This window comes from Flavobacteriales bacterium, assembly GCA_016712535.1.
In the GTDB taxonomy this organism is placed as follows: Bacteria; Bacteroidota; Bacteroidia; order Flavobacteriales_F; family PHOS-HE28; genus PHOS-HE28.
The window spans coordinates 285,860-310,639 of the sequence record JADJQW010000002.1 but is presented as its reverse complement, the minus strand read 5'-3'; the positions used below and the strand labels follow the sequence as shown (position 1 = coordinate 310,639).

21 protein-coding genes are annotated in these 24,780 nt (G+C 61.9%); 14 read left to right on the top strand and 7 right to left on the bottom strand.

Going from position 1 to position 24,780, the window contains the following annotated elements:
• Positions 1-6: 6 nt before the first annotated feature.
• Positions 7-879 (bottom strand): toxin-antitoxin system YwqK family antitoxin, encoded by an 873-nt coding sequence (locus tag IPK70_01275; GenBank protein MBK8225789.1) that lies wholly within the window; start codon positions 877-879, stop codon positions 7-9.
• Positions 880-973: 94 nt separating this feature from the next.
• Complete coding sequence (locus IPK70_01270) at positions 974-1,921, bottom strand: NAD-dependent epimerase/dehydratase family protein (GenBank protein MBK8225788.1); 948 nt, start codon at positions 1,919-1,921, stop codon at positions 974-976.
• 92 nt (positions 1,922-2,013) lie between these two features.
• Between IPK70_01270 and IPK70_01265 the strand changes: the two genes are divergently transcribed.
• From IPK70_01265 to IPK70_01235, 7 genes are all read left to right on the top strand, one after another.
• On the top strand, positions 2,014-3,135 hold the full coding sequence (locus IPK70_01265; protein MBK8225787.1) for a rhodanese-related sulfurtransferase: 1,122 nt from the start codon (positions 2,014-2,016) through the stop codon (positions 3,133-3,135).
• 54 nt (positions 3,136-3,189) lie between these two features.
• Positions 3,190-4,347 carry a homogentisate 1,2-dioxygenase gene (locus tag IPK70_01260; GenBank protein MBK8225786.1) on the top strand — a complete coding sequence of 386 codons (1,158 nt, stop codon included), beginning with the start codon at positions 3,190-3,192 and terminating at the stop codon, positions 4,345-4,347.
• 24 nt (positions 4,348-4,371) lie between these two features.
• On the top strand, positions 4,372-5,517 hold the full coding sequence (gene hppD, locus IPK70_01255; GenBank protein ID MBK8225785.1) for a 4-hydroxyphenylpyruvate dioxygenase: 1,146 nt from the start codon (positions 4,372-4,374) through the stop codon (positions 5,515-5,517).
• 101 nt (positions 5,518-5,618) lie between these two features.
• Entirely contained in the window at positions 5,619-6,422 is an 804-nt protein-coding gene (locus IPK70_01250; protein MBK8225784.1) for an RNA polymerase sigma factor, read from the top strand.
• A gap of 99 nt (positions 6,423-6,521) precedes the next feature.
• Positions 6,522-7,004, top strand: coding sequence for an SRPBCC domain-containing protein (locus IPK70_01245; protein ID MBK8225783.1), 483 nt, complete (start codon positions 6,522-6,524; stop codon positions 7,002-7,004).
• Positions 7,001-7,303: an antibiotic biosynthesis monooxygenase gene (locus IPK70_01240; protein ID MBK8225782.1), complete on the top strand. Its 303-nt coding sequence runs from the start codon at positions 7,001-7,003 to the stop codon at positions 7,301-7,303. The genes IPK70_01245 and IPK70_01240 overlap by 4 nt, the downstream gene beginning before the upstream one ends.
• A gap of 18 nt (positions 7,304-7,321) precedes the next feature.
• Positions 7,322-7,735: a hypothetical protein gene (locus tag IPK70_01235; GenBank protein MBK8225781.1), complete on the top strand. Its 414-nt coding sequence runs from the start codon at positions 7,322-7,324 to the stop codon at positions 7,733-7,735.
• Positions 7,736-7,769: 34 nt separating this feature from the next.
• Here IPK70_01235 and IPK70_01230 read toward each other — a convergent pair whose 3' ends face one another.
• Positions 7,770-8,321, bottom strand: coding sequence for a cupin domain-containing protein (locus IPK70_01230; GenBank protein MBK8225780.1), 552 nt, complete (start codon positions 8,319-8,321; stop codon positions 7,770-7,772).
• A 29-nt stretch (positions 8,322-8,350) separates the two neighbouring features.
• Between IPK70_01230 and IPK70_01225 the strand changes: the two genes are divergently transcribed.
• On the top strand, positions 8,351-8,947 hold the full coding sequence (locus IPK70_01225; GenBank protein ID MBK8225779.1) for a TetR/AcrR family transcriptional regulator: 597 nt from the start codon (positions 8,351-8,353) through the stop codon (positions 8,945-8,947).
• Between the two features lie 549 nt (positions 8,948-9,496).
• On the opposite strand, the gene IPK70_01220 is transcribed toward IPK70_01225, so the two are convergent.
• Together IPK70_01220 and lpxD are read right to left on the bottom strand one after the other, a co-directional pair.
• The gene (locus IPK70_01220) at positions 9,497-14,974 is read right to left on the bottom strand and encodes a T9SS type A sorting domain-containing protein (protein MBK8225778.1); all 5,478 of its coding nucleotides are present in this window, start codon (positions 14,972-14,974) and stop codon (positions 9,497-9,499) included.
• 399 nt (positions 14,975-15,373) lie between these two features.
• Entirely contained in the window at positions 15,374-16,390 is a 1,017-nt protein-coding gene (gene lpxD, locus IPK70_01215) for a UDP-3-O-(3-hydroxymyristoyl)glucosamine N-acyltransferase (GenBank protein MBK8225777.1), read from the bottom strand.
• Positions 16,391-16,460: 70 nt separating this feature from the next.
• Between lpxD and uvrC the strand changes: the two genes are divergently transcribed.
• From uvrC to IPK70_01190, 5 genes are all read left to right on the top strand, one after another.
• Positions 16,461-18,263, top strand: coding sequence for an excinuclease ABC subunit UvrC (uvrC, locus tag IPK70_01210; GenBank protein MBK8225776.1), 1,803 nt, complete (start codon positions 16,461-16,463; stop codon positions 18,261-18,263).
• Position 18,264: 1 nt separating this feature from the next.
• Positions 18,265-19,425 carry a beta-lactamase family protein gene (locus tag IPK70_01205; protein MBK8225775.1) on the top strand — a complete coding sequence of 387 codons (1,161 nt, stop codon included), beginning with the start codon at positions 18,265-18,267 and terminating at the stop codon, positions 19,423-19,425.
• A gap of 19 nt (positions 19,426-19,444) precedes the next feature.
• Positions 19,445-20,194, top strand: coding sequence for a DUF3667 domain-containing protein (locus IPK70_01200; protein MBK8225774.1), 750 nt, complete (start codon positions 19,445-19,447; stop codon positions 20,192-20,194).
• Position 20,195: 1 nt separating this feature from the next.
• Positions 20,196-21,194, top strand: a complete 999-nt coding sequence (locus tag IPK70_01195) for a glycosyltransferase (GenBank protein ID MBK8225773.1) — start codon at positions 20,196-20,198, stop codon at positions 21,192-21,194.
• Positions 21,195-21,263: 69 nt separating this feature from the next.
• Complete coding sequence (locus tag IPK70_01190; GenBank protein MBK8225772.1) at positions 21,264-22,859, top strand: T9SS type A sorting domain-containing protein; 1,596 nt, start codon at positions 21,264-21,266, stop codon at positions 22,857-22,859.
• A 5-nt stretch (positions 22,860-22,864) separates the two neighbouring features.
• On the opposite strand, the gene IPK70_01185 is transcribed toward IPK70_01190, so the two are convergent.
• The gene (locus IPK70_01185) at positions 22,865-23,101 is read right to left on the bottom strand and encodes a hypothetical protein (GenBank protein MBK8225771.1); all 237 of its coding nucleotides are present in this window, start codon (positions 23,099-23,101) and stop codon (positions 22,865-22,867) included.
• A 28-nt stretch (positions 23,102-23,129) separates the two neighbouring features.
• On the opposite strand from IPK70_01185, the gene IPK70_01180 reads away from it, so the two are divergent.
• A complete protein-coding gene (locus IPK70_01180; protein MBK8225770.1) occupies positions 23,130-23,759 on the top strand; it encodes a LysE family transporter in 630 nt (209 codons plus the stop codon).
• Positions 23,760-23,771: 12 nt separating this feature from the next.
• Here the strand turns inward: IPK70_01180 and IPK70_01175 are convergent, their stop codons facing one another.
• Positions 23,772-24,779: a hypothetical protein gene (locus IPK70_01175; protein MBK8225769.1), complete on the bottom strand. Its 1,008-nt coding sequence runs from the start codon at positions 24,777-24,779 to the stop codon at positions 23,772-23,774.
• Position 24,780 lies beyond the last annotated feature (1 nt).

The window sequence follows — 24,780 nt, the reverse complement described above, 5'->3', positions numbered from 1 at the left end:
CGAAGGCTACTTCAAGTCCTCCTCCGTGATCACCGCATCGCCCAGGTAACGGCCCTGCTTGTACATCTTGATGCGGTCGAGGATGCCGTTGCGGTCATACTCGTAGCGCTTGCCGTCCCAGAGACGGCCATCCTTGAACTCGCCCTGCTGCGAGAGGCGGAGCTGCTTGTCATAGAGCGTATTGAAGCCGTTCTCGCGGAAGACCACTGCGTTGGTGCGCTCCGTGGGCGCCGGGGCTGGAGCAGGCTCCGCTTTCGGATCCACCTTCACATCATCGGCCTTAACGACCGGCTTGATCCACTTGCTGTTGGCAGCATCGATCACGCCATCGTTGAATTGCGCGTTCTGGGTGAGTTGGCCCTTCTCGTCGTAACGCTTGAGCGCGCCATCCTCCTTGCCTTCTTCGACATTCACCGCCACGGCGAGCTGGCCGTTCTCGTGGTAGTACTTCTGCTCGCCATCGCGCATTCCATAGGGATTGAAGACGAAGTCCTGCGCGAGCTTGCCGTTGGGGTGGTAGCGCTGGAACTTGCCCGTATTGCGGTCGAGGTCCCAGGTGCCCAGCTCCTCCACCTTGCCGGTAGGGTAATAGGTCTTGTACTCACCTTTTGGACGCCCCATCTGGTAGGTGATCTCGCTCATCACGTTGCCGTTGGGCCAATAGCGCTTCCACGTGCCTACGCGCTTGCTGTTGGCGTAGCGGCCCTCTTCGATCAATTGGCCATCCTCGTACTCGGGCTTCTCGGCTTTCGGCGCTAGCACTTTCCAATAGCCCTGCTTGCGGCCCATCTCATCAACGACATTCAGGGTGTCCTGTGCCAGGGCGGCGGCACGACCGGCGATGAGCAGAAGGATCAGAAGGGTGAGTTGTCGGTACATGGCGTGTTGGGCTTCGCGAGGCGCGAAACGGCCGGAGCAGGTTGAAGGTTGCAGGTTGAGGGGTTGAGGGTTGGGCGCATTCAACATGCAACCCTCAACCGCTAATCAACCTCTTCAGCTCGATCATCATCTCGTCCACCATCGCTCCCAGGTCATACCGCGGCTTCCAGCCCCAGTCGGTGCGGGCGGCGCTATCGTCGATGGTGCGCGGCCAGCTGTCCGCGATGGCCTGCCGTTGGTCCGGCGCGTAATCGATGGTGAAGCCGGGGATGTGCCGGCGGACCTCGGCGGCGATCTCCTCCGGGTTGAAGCTGAAGCCCGCGAGGTTGTAGCTGTTGCGAACCTTCACCTGCTCGGCAGGGGCCTCCATCAGGTCGATGGTCGCGCGGATGGCATCGGGCATGTACATCATGGGCAAGGTGGTCTTCGGCCCTAGGAAGCTCGTGTACTTGCCGTGCTTGAACGCCTCGTGGAAGATGTGAACGGCATAATCCGTGGTGCCGCCGCCCGGCGCGCTCTTCCAACCGATGAGGCCAGGGTAGCGGATGCTGCGCACATCCACGCCGTATCGCTTGTGGTAGTACTGGCACCAGCCCTCTCCGGCCAGTTTGCTGATGCCATAGACCGTGCTGGGCTCCGCGATGGTGTGCTGGGGCGTGCCATCCTTCGGCGTGGTGGGGCCGAACACGGCGATGCTGCTGGGCCAATACACGCGCTTCAGCTTGCCTTCACGCGCCAGCTCCAGCACGATGAAGAGGCTCTCCATGTTCAGCTTCCACGCGAAGGCGGGATCCTTCTCCGCCGTGGCGCTCAACAAGGCGGCGAGCAGGTACACCTCGGTGATCCCATGCTTCTCGATGATGCGCTCGATGCCCCTGCGGTCCATGGCATCGACCATGGCGAAGGGGCCGGCCTGCTCGACCTGCGGCTGCTTGATGTCGCTGGCCACCACGTTCCCGTTGCCGAAACGGGCGCGCAGGCCTTCCACGAGCTCGGTGCCGATCTGGCCACTGGAGCCTATGACGAGGATCTTCTTGGTCATGCTTTGAGCGCCGAGACCGACAGGGCGAAGGCGCGCGGGCGAAGCTATTTCGCTGGCTGTAACAGCCCGATTGACCGCCGTACTTTCGCCTCATGGACGCTCACCGCCTGCGGAACCTGCACCGGCCCGATGTGCTCAGGGCTCGTCTGGAGCATGAGGGGGCGCCGCGCACCACCCTTTCCTTCTATCGCTACGTGCGATTGCGCGAAGTGGAGGATCTGCGCCATGCGCTCTACCAGGAATGGGAGGCGCTGGGGGTGCTCGGCCGCATCTACATCGCACCGGAGGGCATCAACGCCCAGGTGAGCGTGCCCATGAACAACCTCGAACACTTCCGTAAGGCGCTGGATGCACGCGAAGCCTTCGCGAACGTGCCGTGGAAGATCGCGGTCGAAGACGACGGCAAGAGCTTCCTCAAGCTCGCCATCAAGGTCAAGAAGAAGATCGTGGCCGATGGCCTGGCCGACGATGCCTTCGACGTGACCAACGTGGGTGAGCACCTCGACGCAAGGACCTTCAACCGGAAGATGGAGGAAGGCGCATTGGTCATCGACATGCGCAACAACTACGAGTGCCTGATCGGGCACTTCGAAGGCGCCTACCTGCCCAAGGCCGACAACTTCCGTGGCGCGATCGAGGAAGTGGTGGAGGCGTTCAAGAAGAACAAGGATGCAGAAGTGCTGATGTATTGCACCGGCGGCATCCGCTGCGAGAAGGCCAGCGCCTACCTCAAGCACCAAGGCTTCACCAACGTGAGCCAATTGCACGGCGGCATCATCGACTATGCGCGCCAGTTGAAGGCCGAAGGGCTGAAGAGCAAGTACCTCGGCCAGAACTTCGTGTTCGATGAGCGGCTCGCCGAGCGCATCACGGACGATGTGGTGAGCACTTGCATGCAATGCGGCACCAAGTGCGATCGCATCACCAACTGCCAGGAAGTGACCTGCAACATGCTGCTGGTGCAGTGCGAGGCGTGCGCAACGAAGTACGCCGACTGCTGCTCACCCAGCTGCCGGGAGATCCATCAATTGCCGGTCGAAGCGCAACGGGCCTGGCGCAAAGGCCGCAGCACGCGCAGCACCAAGACCAAGGCGATCCACGACCCCGAGGGCCTGCGTCGCCGCATCCGCGAAGAGGAGGAGTTGCTCGCGCTGAACGGCACGCTGCATCCAGAGCTGACGTCCATCACCATTCACGTAAAGACAAGCGCGTAGGCTTGCGCGATCGGATGACCCGCAACCTGTAACGCGCCAACACGCAACTGGAAAATGCCCATCTACCACACCCTCGGCAAGATCCCGCACAAGCGGCACACCGTGTTCAAGAACGGGAAGGACCGCTTTTTCTACGAGCAGCTCTTCGGCACCATCGGCTTCGATGGCATGAGCACGTTGAGCTACCACACGCATCGGCCCACGATGGTGAAGGCGTTGGGCAAGCCGAAGGACCTTACGCCCAAGATCGCCGTGGAGAAGAACATGCGCTCGCTGCGCCTGCACGGCTTCAAGACCAAGCCCGAGAAGGACCACCTCGCCGCACGCAAGGCCATCCTGGTGAACAGCGATTGTTCCATCGTGCTCGCCGCGCCTCAGGCGAAGAGTGTGGACTACTTCTACAAGAACGCCGACTGCGATGAGATGATCTTCATCCACAAGGGCAGCGGCACCCTGCGCACCTTCTTGGGCAACATCGATTTCAGCTACGGCGACTACCTGATGATCCCGCGCGGGATGATCTACACCATGGAGTTCAAGGACGCGGACAACCGCCTCTTCATCGTGGAGAGCCACCGCCCGATGTACACGCCGAAGCGCTACCGCAACTACTTCGGCCAACTGCTGGAGCATTCGCCGTTCTGCGAGCGCGACATCCGCCGACCGAAGAAATTGGAGACGCACGACGAGAAGGGCAGCTTCACGATCAAGGTGAAGAAGCAGAACATGCTGCACGAGCTGGTGTACGCCAGCCACCCGTTCGATGTGGTGGGCTGGGACGGCTACAACTACCCCTACGCATTCAGCATCCACGACTTCGAACCGATCACGGGGCGCGTGCACCTGCCGCCCCCGATCCACCAGACCTTCGAGACCGATGCCTTCGTGGTGTGCAGCTTCTGCCCGCGTTTGTACGACTACCACCCGCAAGCCATCCCAGCGCCCTACAACCACAGCAACATCGACAGCGATGAAGTGCTGTACTACGTGGCCGGCGACTTCATGAGCCGCAACGACATCGGCCCGGGCCACATCAGCTTGCACCCCGCCGGCATCCCCCACGGTCCGCACCCGGGTGCCATGGAGCGGAGCATTGGAAAGAAACAGACCGACGAGCTTGCGGTAATGGTGGATACCTTCAAACCTTTGATGGTGACCGAGGAGGCTTTGAAACTGGATGACGGCAAATACTGGAAGAGCTGGATCGAGTGATCCCAAACCGAAAAACGAACGACCATGTCAACCGGACTGAAAGACGTCGACTACGGCCTGGAGAAGATCATGAAGGAAGCCGAGGACTTCCTTCCCCTCTGGGGCACCGACTACGTGGAGCTCTACGTGGGCAACGCCAAGCAGAGCGCGCACTACTACAAGACCGCCTGGGGCTTCCAGAGCGTGGCCTACGCCGGCCTGGAGACGGGCGTGAAGGACCGCACCAGCTACGTGCTGCAGCAGGACAAGATCCGCCTGGTGCTCACCACACCGATGACGCCGGAGAGCCCGATCAACGACCACCTGCGCAAGCACGGTGACGGCGTGAAGGTGATTGCCCTTTGGGTGCCTGATGCCCGCAAAGCCTGGGAAGAAACGACCAAGCGCGGCGCGAAGAGCTTCATGGAGCCGGTGAAGGAAGAGGACGAGCATGGCTACGTGGTGCGCAGCGGCATCCACACCTACGGGGAGACGGTGCACATCTTCGTGGAGCGCAACGAGTACAAAGGCCCCTTCATGCCCGGCTATAAGGCGTGGAAGAGCCACTACAACCCGCCGTCTACCGGCCTGAAGTACATCGACCACATGGTGGGCAACGTGGGCTGGGGCGAGATGAACACTTGGGTGGACTTCTACGCTCGCGTGATGGGCTTCGCGCAACTGGTGAGCTTCGACGACAAGGACATCAGCACCGAATACACCGCGCTGATGAGCAAGGTGATGAGCAACGGCAACGGCCGCATCAAGTTCCCCATCAACGAGCCCGCCGAGGGCAAGAAGAAGAGCCAGATCGAGGAGTACATCGATTTCTACCACGGCGCCGGTGTGCAGCACATCGCGGTGGCCACCAACAACATCATCGAGACGGTGGGCGCGTTGAAGGACCGCGGCGTGGAATTCCTCTACGTGCCACCGACCTACTACGACGACGTGATGGCGCGTGTGGGCGAGATCGACGAGGACCTGGCGGTGCTGAAGCAGCACGGCGTGCTGGTGGACCGCGACGACGAGGGCTACCTGTTGCAGCTCTTCACCAAGCCGGTGCTGGACCGTCCCACGATGTTCTTCGAGATCATCCAGCGCAAGGGCGCGAAGAGCTTCGGCAAGGGCAACTTCAAGGCCTTGTTCGAGGCGATCGAGCGGGAGCAGGAGAACAGGGGGACGCTTTGAACAGCACGATTTGAACACGTGCGAAGGGCGTCCGATCGGCGCCCTTCGTTATTTGCGCGCTCGTTCATCTCGCACACCTATTGGGGCTTCTTCCAATGACCCTGTCCACCGAACAACTCACCTCAGAATTCGAGCGCACACGTCCTGCGCTCCGCTCCTACATCCTGCGCATGACAGCGAGCCGCCAGGACGCCGAGGATATCGTGCAGGAGACGTGGATCCGGGCACAACGCGGCTTGGAATCCTTCAAAGGCGATAGCAGCGTGAAGACCTGGCTCTTTGCGATCGCGCAGAACATCGCACGCGACCACCTGCGCGCGCTTAAGCGCTGGCCGGAGCACGTGGGCGACATCTGCAAGGATGCGGCGATGCAGGACCCGGATTTCTTCCGCGAATCGATGGCGCTGCATCAGACCTCGCCGCAGGCTCGCTTCGAGATCCGCGAGCACATCGCCCTTTGCTTCACCTGCGTGAGCCGCTCGCTGCCATTGGAAGAGCAGATCGCCTTGTTGCTGCGCGAAGTGCACGGCTTCAGTGCGAGCGAGATCGCGGAGATCATGCAGAGCACCGAGGCCATGGTGAAGTACTGGTTGCACGGCGGAAGGAGCCGCATGATCGCCGTGTTCGACCGGCGCTGCGCGCTGATCAACAAGGAGGGCGCCTGCCACCAGTGCACCGAGCTCAACGGCATCTACAATCCGAAGCAGAACGCCCAGGAAGAGGCGGCGAAGCTGCGCATGGTGCGCGATGCCGCGAACCCGGACAAGGAGCACCTCTTCGACCTGCGGATGCAGGTGTTGCAAGAGATCGACCCCTTCACTTCGGCGGCCGCGGAGCTTCAGTTGCACCACCTGGATTTCGACCGCAAGGTGATGGAGCAGCACGTAAGCGCGCCAGCGGACTGAGGCTCAGCGCGGACCAGGAAATTTCGCGCCTCATCCTATCCTTTCTTTCGCGCCGGTCGTCCAAGAGGCATGGGGCACGTTTTCATCGCCCTTGTCATCATGACCCAACTCACCGCCACCGCGCAGGGCAGCAAGGCTGTCACCACGCGCACGACCTTTCATCGCGAGACCAGCGTCAGCGCCACCATCCGTGCGGAAGAAGCCATCATATGGGCGCTGCTCACGAACGCAGGGGACTATCCCCGCTGGAACAGCACCGTCATCTCCATTAATGGCAACATCGCGCTGGGCGAGCGCATCGTCCTCAAGAGCACCTTGGACCCCAAGCGCAGCTTCAAGCTGCGGGTGAAGGTCTTCGAACCAACATATCAACTGGTCTGGGGTGATGGCAAGGGGGAGCGCACCTTCACCATGAAGAAGAACGGTGATGGAACCATTGCCTTCAACATGCGCGAACGCATCGGCGGCCTGATGTTCCCGATGTACGCCAAGTACATCCCGAGCTTCGATGCGAGCTTCGACGCGTTCGCCGCTGACCTGAAGAAGGAAGCCGAGGCCATTTCAAACAACATGGAACCATGAAGCACGTCCTGGTGACCTATTCCGTGAAAGCGGCGTTCGAGGATGAGAACCGCCGCAACATCGCCGGCGTGATGGAGGCGCTGCGCGGAGCCGGACATGGCGGCATCCACTACCGCGTACTTTTCGATCCGGAAGAACGCACCTTCGTGCATCTCGCCCGCTTCGAAAGCGCCGAAGACCAACACCTGCTGATCGCCTTGCCTGCCTTCCAGCACTTCCAACAAGCGTTGCGCGCCAGCGGACCCACGGCCCCGCCTCGCTCGCGGGAGTTGCAGGACGCGGGCAGCTGGAACAACTGAACGAACAACCCCTACCACATGGACCTGAAGAAGAAGATCGGAACGAAGGACGCGCCGATGCCACTGAAGACCCCGCCGGGAACGGCGGAATACACGATGCACATGGATGAGAAAGATGGCAAGGAGCTGCTTGTGTGCACGGTCGGCAAAACGGTGCTGCACTACGATCCGCGCTGCATCGAGGACCTGCACGTCATGCTCAAGAAGCACGGCGACTGGATGGACCTCGGAGGCACTGACGAACAGAAGCCCGCGAAAGAAGGCACCGTGGAGGCCTGGGGCCGTAGCGAGAAGAACCCCGTGAAAGGATGGTACGGCCTGAAAAAAGGATTGCGCGGCCGCTTCGGCGTATACGTGCCGCCGTTGATGGAAGCGCTCGGGCTATGCGAGCTAACGCACGAGGCGAAAGGGAACAGGATGCGGGCGAAGTGAGTGGGAAGGGCGCCATGAAGGCATCCCTCGCTGCTCACCTCACCGGCTCCGGCGCATCCGCGTAGCGCTTGTGCTTCCCGGCAAGTCTTCCGAAGAACACAGTGATCGGGAAGATGACCTTCTTCACGAAGCCCGGGATCTCCAGCATGCCGAACTCGCTGGCGTAATGTTGGCTGAGCCAGGCGCCATCGAATTCCTTCGGCCGATTGCCGCCGTTCTCCTTGGTGCTGCGATAGATCTCCGTGAGGAAATACTCCACGTTGTGCGCGGGCTTGATCCAACCCTTGCAACGGAGAGGTTCGCTGCCAACCGCCCAGAATTTGTGCCCTACGCCCGCTTGGAAGGTCACCGTTGAACCGGGCCCATGCTCCACAGGCTCCTTGCCGGATTCCTGCACCCCGATCCTGCCGCTCACGACTGTCAGGCTCTCGGCTTGCTTGAAGTGAACGTGCATGGGCGGGCCTGAGCCCGGCTGCACCAGGTTCTCCACTTCGAGCCATTCGCCCTCAGGGTCCTTCACCAAGCGCACGAAGGTGAGCTGCTCGCCGTGGCCGTTCTCGATGGTGTGCGGGTAGGTGTAGCGCATGTGCTTAGATTTGGACAATGTCCAAATATATGGCGAAGCGAAGGATCACGGTCAAGGGCGAGGACAAGCGCGGGCGGATCTTGGCCAAGGCGCTGCAATTGTTCAACAAGCACGGGGTGGAGAAGGTGGCCGTGCGCGACATTGCGCGGGCGCTGGACATGCGGCCGGGGCACATCACATACTACTTCCCGGACAAGGAGGCCATGGTACTGGAACTGACCGCTGAATTACGCGCGCTGAACGATGCCGTGGTCCCCGATGGCAGCGTTCGTTCGCTGGATGAGTTCCTCGCGCGCTTCGAGCAGGCACTGCGCAACCACATCGCCTACCGCAGCCTGCTGCTGAGCATGGCACGCCTGCTCTCGCAGCTTCCGAAAGTGAAAGCCCAGTACCGCGCCATCCAAGAAAGGCGCCGAATTGATCTGCGCGGATGCTTCCGATCGCTGGTGGTCGCGGGAGTTCTGCGCTCCCTCTCCCGGGCAGATGAGGATTATCTGATCTCATGCTATAGTCTGATCTCGCGCGGCTGGATTCCCGAAGCATTGGCAGAAGGACACGATCTCGAAGAACGCATCCCGCATTACAATTCACTGCTCCGCAAGGTGATCGAGCCGTTCCGGGCATGAACGATCGACGTGCATTAGGTATGCAGTCCGGCGCACGCGTCTTCGCCTCGAGCTTTCTGAGGGCGCCATGGGCTTCGGCAAAGGCGAACTCAAGGCGTTGTTCGAGATAAGCGTACCGTAACGCTGCGCGAGGGGACAAGAGCGTGGTGGCACGATGACAACGCGGATACCGAACACATGAGAAGGGCGCTCCGATCGGAGCGCCCTTCCTATTCATCGGAAAGCAATGATCGTCCTGCCGTTCGACATGGCCTTCAATTACGCTGGTGCTTGGTGCGCATGGTCCCTTCCATGAAAATCTCACCATCGCAGCATAGTGTTGCAACGGCGCGCTCCGGTCGTGCATTTCATGCCTGGCCTCGATACGAAGGAGGCTTTAATGGTCGCTCGTAAGAAGAGCGAACGCGGCACAGCGACGTGGAACCGAAGGTTCGTCGGCACGAAGAGCGCCGTATTCGAGGGTTCGCGTTTGATACGAATGAGCGAAGCCCGAAGGATGCCGACCTCTGTCGGTACCCTCCGGGCCTCACATCAACGAACTCCCGTCCGTCAGTCCATCTTCACGAAGCGCTCACTCACCACCTTGTCGGCAGAGAGGATGCGCACCATGTAGGCTCCGGCACTTAGCATGCTCACGTCAAGGCTCACTTGGTTGTAGCCCGTACCGTAATTGAACGCTTGTGGCAACTGCATCTCCTTGCCCATGAGGTCGACCACGCTGACCGCGACATTCCGGTCGCCGACCACGTAAATGCTCAGGTTGAGCACATCGCGGGTCGGATTCGGCCATGCAGCGGTGATATTCACAGGACTGTCGTTCTCGATGGCCATGGCCATGCCGGGGTCCATGTTCTCCAGCGCGGCGAGCGTTTCTTCAGGATTGCTCTGGTCGATGCCGCGGAAGAGGTCAAGGAAGCCGCAGATGATCGGACCAACCGCGATGAACGGGGCGCCGTCCACGTCGAGGCTGGCGCAGATGGAACCACCGCCCTGGATGAGCAGGCTGTTCACATCGAAGCCCGTTGTGGTGCCGATTTGCACAATGCTCAAGTCAAGCGTCGCAGGGTCGTACACCAGCGTGTGGATCCGATAAACGCCATTCTGGTTCACTGTGAACTCAGGCACGGTGTTCACTTGGCGGATCACAAGGCCGTTGCCGCGAGTAAGCACATAAAGCACTTCGTACCCGACTGGCACCACTGCATTTCCTGCGGGGATGCCGATCAGCTGCTCATCCTGCCAGCATACCAGGAAGTCAGCTGGCGTGATCGTGCCTGCACTGGCCGCGCACTCCGTTTCGCAGGTCGTTACGTTGAAGGCTGCACCGGCCACATCGAGGCTTGCGCAGATGTTGTTCGCTGCCAAGGGCGCCAGCACATCACCACCCGTGGTCGTGCCGGGCACCACCACGCTCAGGTCCAGATCGCTCGGGAACACGAAGGTGTGGATCGTGTAGAGACCACCAGCCGTTACCGTGAACTCAGGGGAAGCGCCCAGCTGCTCGATCACCAGGTTGGTGCCAGAGGTCAGCACGTAGGCCAGGCTGTAGCCATCGGGCGTGTTGCTGTCGCCGTTCGGGGTGGCCGTCAGGGTCACTGCGTCACCGCTCAAGCACACATCACCGCCACCGCTCAGGGTGCCGGCGTTCGGGTCGGCCACGTTGAAGGCTGCACCGGCCACATCCAGGCTTGCGCAGATGTTGTTCGCTGCCAGGAGCGCCAGCACATCACCACCCGTGGTCGTGCCGGGCACCACCACGCTCAGGTCCAGATCGCTCGGGAACACGAAGGTGTGGATCGTGTAGAGACCACCGGCCGTTACCGTGAACTCAGGGGAAGCGCCCAGCTGCTCGATCACCAGGTTGGTGCCAGAGGTCAGCACGTAGGCCAGGCTGTAGCCATCAGGCGTGTTGCTGTCGCCGTTCGGGGTGGCCGTCAGGGTCACTGCGTCACCGCTCAAGCACACATCACCGCCACCGCTCAGGGTGCCGGCGTTCGGGTCGGCCACGTTGAAGGCTGCACCGGCCACATCGAGGCTTGCGCAGATGTTGTTCGCTGCCAAGAGCGCCAGCACATCACCACCCGTGGTCGTGCCGGGCACCACCACGCTCAGGTCCAGACTGCTCGGGAACACGAAGGTGTGGATCGTGTACAGGCCACCGGCCGTTACCGTGAACTCAGGGGAAGCGCCCAGCTGCTCGATCACCAGGTTGGTGCCAGAGGTCAGCACGTAGGCCAGGCTGTAGCCATCGGGCGTATTGCTGTCGCCGTTCGGGGTGGCCGTCAGGGTCACTGCGTCACCGCTCAAGCACACATCACCGCCACCGCTCAGGGTGCCGGCGTTCGGGTCGGCCACGTTGAAGGCTGCACCGGCCACATCCAGGCTTGCGCAGATGTTGTTCGCTGCCAGGAGCGCCAGCACATCACCACCCGTGGTCGTGCCGGGCACCACCACGCTCAGGTCCAGATCGCTCGGGAACACGAAGGTGTGGATCGTGTAGAGACCGCCAGCCGTCACTTCGAAGCTGGGAGTACCGCCCAGCTGCTCGATCACCAGGCTGGTGCCAGAGGTCAGCACGTAGGCCAGGCTGTAGCCATCAGGCGTGTTGCTGTCGCCGTTCGGGGTGGCCGTCAGGGTCACTGCGTCACCGCTCAAGCACACATCACCGCCACCGCTCAGGGTGCCGGCGTTCGGGTCGGCCACGTTGAAGGCTGCACCGGCCACATCGAGGCTTGCGCAGATGTTGTTCGCTGCGAGCAGCGCCAGCACATCACCGCCGGTGGTCGTGCCGGGCACCACCACGCTCAGGTCCAGACCGCTCGGGAACACGAAGGTGTGGATCGTGTACAGGCCGCCGCTCGTCACTTCGAAAGAAGGCGTTGCACCGAGTTGCTCGATCACCAGGTTGGTGCCAGAGGTCAGCACGTAGGCCAGGCTGTAGCCATCGGGCGTGTTGCTGTCGCCGTTCGGGGTGGCCGTCAGGGTCACTGCGTCACCGCTCAAGCACACATCACCGCCACCGCTCAGGGTGCCGGCGTTCGGGTCGGCCACGTTGAAGGCCGCACCGGCCACATCGAGGCTTGCGCAGATGTTGTTCGCTGCCAGGAGCGCCAGCACATCACCACCCGTGGTCGTGCCGGGCACCACCACGCTCAGGTCCAGACTGCTCGGGAACACGAAGGTGTGGATCGTGTACAGGCCACCGCTCGTCACTTCGAAAGAAGGCGTTGCACCGAGTTGCTCGATCACCAGGTTGGTGCCAGAGGTCAGCACGTAGGCCAGGCTGTAGCCATCGGGCGTGTTGCTGTCGCCGTTCGGGGTGGCCGTCAGGGTCACTGCGTCACCGCTCAAGCACACATCACCGCCACCGCTCAGGGTGCCGGCGTTCGGGTCGGCCACGTTGAAGGCCGCACCAGCCACATCAAGGCTTGCGCAGATGTTGTTCGCTGCCAGGAGCGCCAGCACATCACCGCCGGTGGTCGTGCCGGGCACCACCACGCTCAGGTCCAGACTGCTCGGGAACACGAAGGTGTGGATCGTGTACAGGCCACCGGCCGTTACCGTGAACTCAGGGGAAGCGCCCAGCTGCTCGATCACCAGGTTGGCGCCAGAGGTCAGTACGTAGGCCAGGCTGTAGCCAGCAGGCGTGTTGCTGTCGCCGTTCGGGGTGGCCGTCAGGGTCACTGCGTCACCGCTCAAGCACACATCACCGCCACCGCTCAGGGTGCCGGCGTTCGGGTCGGCCACGTTGAAGGCCGCACCAGCCACATCAAGGCTTGCGCAGATGTTGTTCGCTGCCAGGAGCGCCAGCACATCACCGCCGGTGGTCGTGCCGGGCACCACCACGCTCAGGTCCAGACTGCTCGGGAACACGAAGGTGTGGATCGTGTACAGGCCACCGGCCGTTACCGTGAACTCAGGGGAAGCGCCCAGCTGCTCGATCACCAGGTTGGCGCCAGAGGTCAGCACGTAGGCCAGGCTGTAGCCAGCAGGCGTATTGCTGTCGCCGTTCGGGGTGGCCGTCAGGGTCACTGCGTCACCGCTCAAGCACACATCACCGCCACCGCTCAGGGTGCCGGCGTTCGGGTCGGCCACGTTGAAGGCTGCGCCAGCCACATCAAGGCTTGCGCAGATGTTGTTCGCTGCGAGCAGCGCCAGCACATCACCGCCGGTGGTCGTGCCGGGCACCACCACGCTCAGGTCCAGACCGCTCGGGAACACGAAGGTGTGGATCGTGTACAGGCCACCGCTCGTCACTTCGAAAGAAGGCGTTGCACCGAGTTGCTCGATCGCCAGGTTGGTGCCAGAGGTCAGCACGTAGGCGAGGCTGTAGCCATCGGGCGTGTTGCTGTCGCCGTTCGGGGTGGCCGTCAGGGTCACTGCGTCACCGCTCAAGCACACATCACCGCCACCGCTCAGGGTGCCGGCGTTCGGGTCGGCCACGTTGAAGGCCGCACCGGCCACATCGAGGCTTGCGCAGATGTTGTTCGCTGCGAGCAGCGCCAGCACATCACCACCCGTGGTCGTGCCGGGCACCACCACGCTCAGGTCCAGACTGCTCGGGAACACGAAGGTGTGGATCGTGTAGAGACCACCGGCCGTTACCGTGAACTCAGGGGAAGCGCCCAGCTGCTCGATCACCAGGTTGGTGCCAGAGGTCAGCACGTAGGCCAGGCTGTAGCCATCAGGCGTGTTGCTGTCGCCGTTCGGGGTGGCCGTCAGGGTCACTGCGTCACCGCTCAAGCACACATCACCGCCACCGCTCAGGGTGCCGGCGTTCGGGTCGGCCACGTTGAAGGCTGCACCGGCCACATCGAGGCTTGCGCAGATAGAACCACCACCTTGGACCAAGAAACCATTGACATCGAAGCCGGTGGTCGTGCCGACGACTACACCAGAAAGATCAAGTGTGTTAGGGTCGTAAACCAACGTGTGGATCGTGAACAGACCCTCTTCGTTCACTTCGAAGCTGGGCGAAGCGCTCACATTCTGGATAACCAGATCCGTGCCCTGGGTAAGCACGTACAAGGTCTGGTAACCAGATGGGAGGTTAGCATCACCATTGGGAGTTGCCGTAAGCGTCACCGGAAGTGGTCCGCAGGCTTCTCCACCTCCGCTCAAGGTTCCGGCTTGCGGATCAATCACGAAGGCTTGTGCACCAGCCACGTCGAGAGCGGCACAAATGGTGCCGCCACCTTGTACGAGCAACGAATTGACTTGGAAGCCGGTGGTTACGCCGAACTCGACGATGCCAAGGTCAAGCGTGGTGGGGTCGTATACCAGCGTATGGATGGTGTAGCCGCCTATGCCGGGGAGTGAAAAGCTCGGATTCGGAGCAGCGTCGATGATGACGAGTCCAGAACCTTGCGTAAGCACGTAGAGGATCTCATAGCCAGCAGGAGCGGTCGGTGCAACAACAACGTTTGCGCTCACACCCGCTGGACCTCCTTCGTAGCAGATCACCGGCTTCACGATCTGGAGGGAACCAGCGGTCACGTCGCAAGGAGCGCTTACCAGAACCGTGTAGTCCTCCACTTCGCCCACGGCGTAATTCGCGCAAGCGCCTTGATAAGTGAACGCACTCATGTTCACTCGCATGCGCTTGGCTCCAGGAGTGGTGCCAGCCGGAACGCTCACAGTGCCGCTTTCCTGGCCGAAGCCCGTGGTTTGGAAAACGAGCTCGGCACCGCTGAAGGTGCCATCGTTGTTCCAATCAACCCAGGTGCGCCAACGGTAGCGCAGGAAGAAGGGACCATTCGGATTCAAGGTGATGCCATAGGAAGCACCGGGGTCCACATTGGATACCAGAGAAGTGAAGTTGCCGTAGCCGTTATTGTCACCGCTCGCATTGTCGATTCCATTGAACTGGACCCGGGCAATGTTGAACGTGTTCCCGGAACCACCGTCAGATGCGCAATAGGTTTGGGCCTCTGCGGCAGAGACTGCTAACAACGTCAGCGCCAAGGCGCTTCCTATTCGACGCGCCCAACGAATAGGGCGGAACCACTGGGAGTTTGTGGTCTTCATGGTTAAAAGGGGGGGGTTGGATGGTTTTGTTTAGGCTTGAAATCGAAACGCTGAACATTATTAAGAGTCCCTTGGTTCGACTATTCGACAATATTTTTGTGGTCATGCATATAACCAATTGTTTTTCAAGGACTAACCTCATTCTGGATTTTCTGCGTCGGAATACCCTGTAATGCTGCACCGCGAGCAACCCAGAATTCCACGAGTCGGTCCCCTCGACCTTCCCGATAGGAAGTCTGCGATTCGTTTTACACCGCCCTGTACCTCACATAGAGAGGCGCCTGCTCCATCAGGAAAAATGAGACGCAGCTTACCGGATCAATAGCGATTGAAAGGGAGCAGTGGAATAGGGGGGGCGCACTTAGTCAGCGCACCCCGAGTTTCACCATCCAGCAGTGCTCACTCTCCGCGTTTCTCCAGCTTCTCCACCCGCGCCACCAGCTTATCCAGGTTCCGGAAGTGGATGTAGCTCTTGCGGTACTTCTGCACCTCGAAGGCCGGTGAGCCCATGTAGGCCTCCCCCGCCCTGGTGTCCTTGCTGATGCCGCTCTGCGCGGCGATGATGGTGCCGTCGGCGATCTTCAGGTGGCCGATGATGCCCACTTGGCCGCTGAACATGCAGTTCTTGCCGATCCTGGTGCTGCCCGCCACCACGCCGCCGGCAGCGTAATAGGTGTTCTCGCCAACCTCCACGTTGTGCGCGATGTGGATGAGGTTGTCGAACTTGACTCCTCTGCGCAGGATGGTGGAGCCCAGCGTGGCGCGGTCGATGGCGCAGTTGGCGCCGATCTCCACATCATCCTCGATCACCACATTGCCGATCTGCGGGATCTTGGCGCCGCCATCAGGACCTGTTGCGAAACGGAATCCATCGCTGCCGATCACGGTGCCGCTGTGGATGATGCATCGCGCACCCACCATGCAATCGGAGTAGATGGTCACGTTGGCGAACACCGTGGTGTTGTCGCCGATCACAACGTTATCACCGATGTACGCCTGCGGATAGATCCTCACGTTGCTGCCGATCCGCGCATTCTCGCCGATGAAGGCCAATGCGCCGATGTAGCAGTTCTCGCCGTGCGTGGCGCCCTGGCTGATCACGGCCTGCGGAGATACGCCCTTCTTGTCGAGCTTGATGGTGTTGTACATCTCCAGAACCTTGGCGAAAGCGCCTTGCGCATCGGCCACGCGCACCAGCGTCGTCCTCACAGGCCCAGTGAGCTCGAAAGCCGAGCCGATGATCACCACGCTAGCGGTGGTCTCGTACACGTATTGCGTGTAGGCCGGATTGGCGAGGAAGGAAAGCGAGCCCGCACCGCCTTCTTCGATCTTCGAGAGCTTGCTCACGGTGACGTTGGGGTCGCCTTCAACAATGCCTTGGAGGAGTTGCGCGATCTGGGCTGCGGTGAATTGCATGATGCGAGGATGTGGCAGGCAAGATAGCGGCACGGTCCCGGGCCGCTTCCATTCCGACCTTCGCGGCGCCATGCCCGAGCTCGACGTCCGCGAAAAAGTGAAGCTGCTGCCGCACCAGCCGGGCGTGTACCAGTTCCTCGACTTCAGCGGGCGCATCATTTACATCGGCAAGGCCAAGGACCTGCGCAACCGCGTCAGCAGCTATTTCAACAAGCAGAAGTTCGAGACGGGCAAGACCGCCAAGCTCGTGGCCAACATCGTTGATGTGAACATCATCGTGGTCGCCACCGAGTTCGATGCGCTGCTGCTCGAGAACTCCTTGATCAAGCAGCATCAGCCACGGTACAACGTGATGCTCAAGGACGACAAGAGCTATCCGTGGATCCGTATCCGCAATGAGCGGTTCCCGCGCGTGGAGGGCATGCGCAACCCGGAGGATGACGGCAGCGAGTACTACGGCCCCTACGCCAGCAGCCGCGTGATGCACACCGTGGTGGAGCTGGTGAACCGCATGTACAAGCTGCGCAGCTGCAATTACGAGCTGAGCGAGCGCAACGTGGAGCGCGGCAAGTACAAGCGCTGCCTGGAGTACCACTTGGGCAATTGCAAGGCGCCATGCGAGGGCTTGCAGGCGCAGGAGGAGTACGATGCGCACATCAAGCAGATCCGTCAGATCGTGCGCGGCCGCACGCGCGGCGTGGCCAACTTGCTGAAGGAGCAGATGGCCGCGCAGGCCGAAGCGCTCGAGTACGAGAAGGCGGAGCTCACCAAGCAGCGCATCGAGCAGCTCGAGCGCTACCAGGCGCGCAACACCATCGTGCATGCCGACATCGGCGATGTGGATGTCTTTGCCCTGGCAAGCGATGCCGGAGGCACCTGCGTGAACTACCTCCGCGTGATCGATGGCGCGGTGGTGCATGGCATCACCGTGGAGCTGAAGCCCAAGCTGGAGGAGACCGAAGCCGAGCTCCTCCAGCTGGCCATCGCCGAGTTGCGCGAGCGCTTCAAGAGCACCGCGCCGGAGGCCATCGTGCCGCTGGACCCCGGCATCGAGGTGCCCGGCCTCTCCTTCACCATCCCGCAGCGCGGCGACAAGAAGGCGCTGCTGGAGCTGAGCGAACGCAACGCGAAGTACTTCCTGCTCGACAAGCGCAAGCAGGAGAAGCTCGTGGACCCCGAAGCGGCCACCAACCGCATCCTGGAGCAACTGAAGCAGGACCTCCGCTTGGCCGAGCTGCCGCGCCACATCGAATGCTTCGACAACAGCAATACCCAAGGCACCGACCCTGTGAGTGCCTGCGTGGTCTTCAAGGATGCCAAGCCCAGCAAGAAGGACTACCGCCATTTCAACATCCGCACGGTGGAGGGGCCGGACGATTTCGCGAGCATGGAAGAAGCTGTGGAACGCCGTTACACCCGCTTGATCAGCGAGGGAGAGCCGCTGCCGCAACTGGTGGTGATTGACGGCGGCAAGGGCCAATTGCACGCGGCCATGAATGTCTTCGACCGCCTGGGCCTGCGCGGCAAAGTGGCGCTCGTGGGCATCGCGAAGCGCTTGGAGGAACTCTACTTCCCCGACGACCCTGTGCCCCTTCACATCGACAAGCGCAGCTCTTCGCTGAAGGTGATCCAGCACCTGCGCAACGAGGCGCACCGCTTCGGCATCACGCACCACCGCGGCAAACGCAGCAAGCGCATCATCCGCACCGGGCTCGAGGGCATCGAGGGCATCGGGCCGAGCACCGCGCAGAAGCTGCTCACGCGATTCGGCAGCATAGCCGGCATCCGGGAGGCACTGCCCGAGGATGTGGCGGCCGCAGTGGGCGCGAAGAAGGCGGAGGTGGTGCTGAAGGGGCTGGCGCAAGCGAACTGAGATGCGCGCACTTCTCCTCCTTTTCGCCACCCTGCTCATCGCGCCAGCATTCCCGCAGCACGATGCACGGCTCGACTCCATTGCCTGTGAGCGCATGGCCTCATGGCTGAAGCCCAACGGCAGAAACAAGCGGCACAACTTCCAGTTCCACTTCCGGTATGGCGAGCACTACCGCTTCGACGGAGCGCTAGGGCAGGTGAGCAAGCGTGATAAGGCCAGTCCCGCAGGGCACCGCTATAAGACCGCCAGTGTGGCCAAGACCTTCGTGGCGGTGCTCGTGCTGCAGCTTGTGGAGGAAGGCCGGATCGCGTTGGATAGCGCGGTGGTGCATTACCTGCCGGATGATCTGGTTCGTCCGCTGGTGCGCGTGAAGGGCAAGGACCTCGGGCACACCATCACGGTGCGGCAACTGCTGGCGCATACGAGCGGCCTCAGCGACTACATCTTCGACGATTGGCGCTTCCTCGTACGCACCCAGCTGAACCCGAGGAAGGAACACACCCCGCAGGAGCACTTGCGCACCGCTGTGAAGCACGGCATGGCCAAACGCAAGACCTCCGTGCCGGGGAGCGCATTCCACTATTCGGACACAGGCTACCTGCTGCTGGCATTTATGGTGGAGAAGGTCGGCGCAGCATCGTTGAACTCGCAATTGCAGAAGCGCATCTGTTCTCCACTCGGCCTGCACGATACCTGGACCGATAGCTGGGACAGCACTTACACGCGCATGATGCACCAGTATCATGGTCGTCGCGATGTGACCGCCGTGCTTCACCCCTCCGTGGAGTTCGGCGGCGGTGGCCTCATCACCAGCACGGCGGACCTCGCGCGCTTCATCAACGGACTGGCCAAGGGCGAACTGTTCCGCGAGCGCAGCACCTTGGACCTGATGCTCAAGCGCCATTCTCCCGCATATGGACTAGGCACCGATGTGATCCGTTTCGATGCGAAGCCCTCCGGCGTCGCGGGCCTCGACTCGCTCACGATGATCGGCCACAGCGGCTTCTTCGGCGTGAACATGTACCACATCCCCGAACTGGATGCCACGTGGGTGAGCAGCATCGGGCAGGTGAAGGGCTTCGAGAAGGAGAGGCGCGCGCTGCCGTGGTGGCCCTTGCTCAGGGAGTGCATCAGGCTCTATGGGGTGAAGCCGCGCGAGTAATGGCCGCTACCTTGGCCGCATGACCCCATGCGCGAATTGCGGTGCCTCGCACGACGGTCTATTCTGCTCGCAATGCGGGGAGAAGCGGCGCAAGCCGGGCATCCGCTTGGGCGAAGTGCTCAGCGACTTCCTCGGCGGCCTCTTCAATGTGGATGCGCCCATTCCCTTCACCCTCCGCACCTTCTTCAAGGGTCCGGCGGCGCTTACGCACAGCTTCCTCGCTGGCAAGCGCAAGGCCTACACGCCGCCCGTGCGCTACTTCCTGTTCGGGGTGGCCTATTACTACATCATGCGGTGGTTGCTCAATTGGGATCCCGTCGACAGCGCCGTGGCTTCCTCCGGCGGCGACCCCTCTGCGGCGACCGGCGCCATGCGCGTGAACCATTGGATGAGCCAGAACGTGAACCTGCTGTTGCCGTTGCTGCTGCTGATCCTCGCCTCCTTTGATCGCCTGCTGTTCCCGCGCACCCCGCTACGCTGGGTCGAGCGGCTAGTGCATTACCTCTTCGCCGCAGGAACCTATTTGATCATCTCCTCCACGACATTGCCGCTGGCCAAGCTGTGGCCGGTTTTCCAACTGTTCAACTTCATCGTCATCTTCGGAGTGATCATCTACGCGACGCTCTCCGTGCATCGGCGAAGCGTTTGGAATGTGGCCAAGGCGGTGATGATGACGCCTTTGGCCTTCGTGATTTACATCGCACTCTGCTCAGTGCTCGTGGCCATGCTGCTCGGGGTGCCCTTGACTGACCTGGTGGTGAAGCGCTAGCATGGCACGGACCACGGTCCTCCTCCCCTTCCGCAACGCATGCGCCACGCTCGATGCCGCCATCGCCAGCATTTCGCAGCAGACCTATCCTGATTGGAGCATGCTGCTGATCGACAACGACAGCACCGATGAAAGCCCCGGGATCGCTGCGCATTGGGCGGGCCGGGATCCGCGCATCACCCTGCTGCGCGAATCCCGCGTCGGCATCGCGCATGCGCTCAACGCCGGCTTGAGCCATGCTGAGGGTGAATACATCGCCCGCATGGATGCCGATGACATCAGCCATCCGGAACGCTTCGCGAAGCAGGTGGCCTGGCTCGAGACGCATCCCGAAGTCGGAGTGCTGGGAACGCGCACGGCTTTCACCAGCACGGTGGAAGAGAGTCGGGGCATGCGAGCTTTCGTACGGTGGCAGAACGCGATCATCACTCCGCACGAGCACCTGATGAAACGCTTCGTGGACGCCCCTCTCGCGCATCCCACAGTGATGTTCAGGCGGGAACTCGTTGAGCTCCACGGCGGCTACGATACCGGCCCTCTGCCAGAAGACCACGAGCTCTGGTTGCGTTGGATGGATGCCGGCGTGCGCTTCGCGAAACTGCCGGAGGAGCTGTTGACCTGGAGCGATCACGAGGAACGGCTCAGTCGGACCCATGCGAACTACAGCGTGGATGCCTTCTTCCGCACCAAGGTGAAGTGGCTGGCCCAGTGGATGAAGCGCACATTGAACGGCCGTCCGGTGATCATCGCCGGCACCAGCAGCCTGTGCCGCGACCGCGCCGGGCTGCTCGAGGCCGAGGGCATCGTGATCCATGCCTTCACCGATGTGAGGCCACGCGAAGTGCCAGGCCGGTCCTTCATTCCCCACGACCGCATTCCCACCGCGGGCGAGGCCTTCATCGTCTCCTTCATCAGCCAGCGCGGCACCGGTGACCGCATCGCGGAGTTCCTTGTGTTGCGCGGTCTTGCTGAGGGTGAGGACTTCATACTCGCCGCGTAGGGCTGGGTGACATTGGTTACCCTGCCAGCGAAGGCAGGTCCACAACTTCGCTCCCTAACCTGTGATAGCATGCGATTCTCTGTGCACCTCTTGCTCCTTCTCACAGGCACGGCATCCTTCGGTCAGGACCTCGGCACGCGGAACATCGTGCTGCAGGAAATCACCATCCCGAACATGCCCGGCCTGCAATCGTTCGCTTGGGGCCAGCACGATGGCGAATGGCTTTTGATCGGCGGGCGCACGGATGGCCTGCACCAGCGCCAGCCCTTCGCCGCGTTCCTCGCTGCCGAAAACAACACCATGGCCTATGTGGTGAACCCGCAGACGCAGCTGGTATGGAGCGCTTCGCTCGCCTCCCTGCCCACCGCCGTGTACATGCAGCTCCAGAGCACGAACATGGAGTTCCAGCAAGTGGGTGATATGCTCTACATCATCGGCGGATATGGCTACTCCACCATCGCGGCGGACCATATCACGCATCCTCGGCTCACAGCGGTCCAGGTCCCGAACATGATCGCCGCGATCAAGACAGGACAACCGGTGGCAGGTCATGTGCGGTCGATCGTCGACAACCGCATGGAGGTGACCGGCGGGTATCTCGGCATGCTGGGCGACACCTGCCTCTTGGTGGGCGGCCAGCGATTCGTTGGTCGGTACAACCCGATGGGGCCCGACTTCGGACCGGGCTTCATCCAGCAATACACCAACGCCATCCGCCGCTTCCGCATCACGGATGATGGGACAAGCCTGGGCATCGCTGATTACGAACAGGTCGTTGACACTGTGAACCTGCATCGCCGCGATTACAACCTGGTGGCACAGGTATTCCCCGATGGGAGCTGGGGCTATACGGCCTTCAGCGGCGTGTTCCAGTATGGTGCCAATATCCCCTGGCTGAACACCGTGGACATCGATACCGACGGATACACTGTGGTGCCCGATTTCGAGCAATTGCTGAATCAGTACCATGGTGCCCACCTCGCCGCATACGAAGCGGCAGCCAACCGGATGAGCTCGGTCTTCTTCGGCGGCATCGGGCGCTACTATTTCGATGCCAACGATCAGTTGATCGATGATGCCGCTGTGCCCTTCGTGAACACCATCAGCCGCGTCCAGCGCGAAGCCGATGGAAGCATGGAGGAAGCGGCCATCGGCGAGATGCCGGCCTTGATGGGGGCCAGTGCCGAATTCATCAAGGTGTCAGAGGTTCCCGAAGTCTTCGATGGCTTGATCGCCTTGGATGACCTGCAGGGCGACACCGTGCTGGCTGGCCATATCGTGGGCGGCATCCAGAGCAGCGCGCGTAACATCTTCTTCGTGAACAACGGCACGCAGAGCGATGCCACCACGCGCGTGTTCCGCGTGCTGCTGGTGCAGGACAACACAACAGGCCTCGCTGAAGGCGACCCGATCGCCAAGCCCGTGCTCGCCATCGGCACCAACGGGGCCGATGAGCTGCTGATCGCGCTCGACCTTCCCTCGACCGGCTTCGCGCAGCTCGACCTGATCGATAGCAGCGGAAGGCTGGTGCGCAGCCTGCTCGGCGCGCGCATGCCAGCAGGGCCCCAGCGCATGCGAGTCGATGTGCGCGACCTTGCGCCCGGCGGCTATTTCGTTCGATTGCGCACCAGTGACCTGACCGAGGCCGTGCGCTTCGTGCGGTAAGCCGTCTAGCCCTCCAGCACGCGCTCTCCTCTCTTCGGCTTAAGCGCATCGCGGACCACGCTCAAGTGCGCCTCATCGCATTCGAGCGTAGCCGTGACGCGCACAGGCAGCATCGTGGTCCAGTGCCGGTGCCCGGATATCGAGTTGCGCGCGCAGAACTCATCGACATGATGCAGGAAGTGCTCAGCGGTCTGAAGAGCATCGGGTCCGAAGAAGTCCCAGTGGAAGCGCAAGAGGCCCATTTCGGCGTAGCAGCTATTTTGCGCAAAGGTGGACACGCTCCTCTTCTTCTTTTCGGCCGCGCTGGCCAGCTTCATTGGATCACTGCAAGCCGGCGTGGTGAACACAGCGGTGCTGGCGCACACGGTGAAGTGGGGTCGCGTGGCCGGGAGACGCATGGCCGTGGGCGGGAGCATCCCGGAGTTCATCTATGCGGGCGTGGCCTTTCTGGGCGCAGGCTGGCTCGTTGATGCGCTTGGCATCGGCGCCACGGGCATCACCCTGGTGGTCTCGGCCATCCTCCTCATGCTCGGGGTGTATTTCGTCTTCGTCTACAAGCCCAAGGTCGCCGCGCCCGGTGAGGATAAGCTCGCAGGCGACCTGCGCCGCGGCCTCGTGCTGGGCATGGCCAATCCGCAGTTGCTCCTGTTCTGGTGCGGAGTGAAGCTGATGCTCGTCTCCTTCGGGATGCGAGGAGAATCCACCGCCGACCTCTTCGCCTTCGCGGCGGGCGCCTTCGTTGGGGCCATCATCCTGCTCATGATACTGGTGCGCTTGGGCGTGAAGGCTCAAGAACGCATGTCCCCGCGAGGCCTGAGGCTCCTGTTCCGGAGCATTGGCCTGGTGCTGCTGGGCAGCGGCATTTATGGGCTGATGCGCGCGCAAGGCTGGGTGCCCTGAGCCTTTGGACGACTATCTGAAATGCACCGCGCAGCGTTGGAGCATCGCGAGGGCCGAAACAGGCTCATGGCCCATCTGCTGCAGCTGCTGGCTCAGAGGCCCGATCAGCCTCACATGCCGCAATAGCTCGCGCCAGCAGGACCAGATGCTCCATGACGGATCGTAGATGCTGCCCGGCTCACTGCTCACGCCATTGATCTCGATCACCGTGAAGCGGCCTGCGCGCAGGGCGCCCTCATCCTCGGCGCGCGCATCCACACGGCCATAGCATATTCCCCTCGAATCGGCTAAGAGCGCATCGAGCGCGGCACCAAGTTCCGGCGTTGCCAGATGGCTGGCATCCCGGAAGATGGTTCCCCGGCAATGATTGCCGATGGGTTCAGCGATCACCCGCTCACCCTTTCCCGGCACGCGCGATAGAATGCCCGGATCCGCTTCTGCCAGCCTCGTCAGCTGCCGCCCGCCACGATGCGTGCGCGCCAGCAGGTCGCGGACAGTGCTGTAGCCATCGCCCACGACTTCGAGGAAGCGCTTTTCGCAGATCGACAGCAAGCGGACGCTTCGCGTAGCAGGATCAACGATGAACATCAGCGCGAATTCCATCCGGCCCGGTGCCATGGCCTGCATGAGCAGGTCCTTGCTCTTGCCCGCCGATGCGCGCAGCAGGCTCTCTTCGTCATGGACGACCGTGACGCCTTCTCCGCGCTCACCCACATCGGGCTTCACGATCAATGGGAAAGCGATGCCCGACACGCGCCAAGAATCCAGCACATCGCCCGGCGAGGTCCCTGCTGCGATGAGGCAGGTTGTCGGATAGCTTCCCTTCGGCAACTGCGCGTAGATGTCCTGCTTGCGCTCGCCGAAGAAGCCTCCCATGTCGATGCCCGGGTTGACGTTCGTGAAGAACGCTGCGCGCCTCTGTCGCAGGGCTTGGTAGAGATAGAACGGAAGGACGGGGAGGTAGATGAGCCACCACGGCCAGTACTCGTGATTGAGCCGCACGGCGAGGCGTCGCCACATG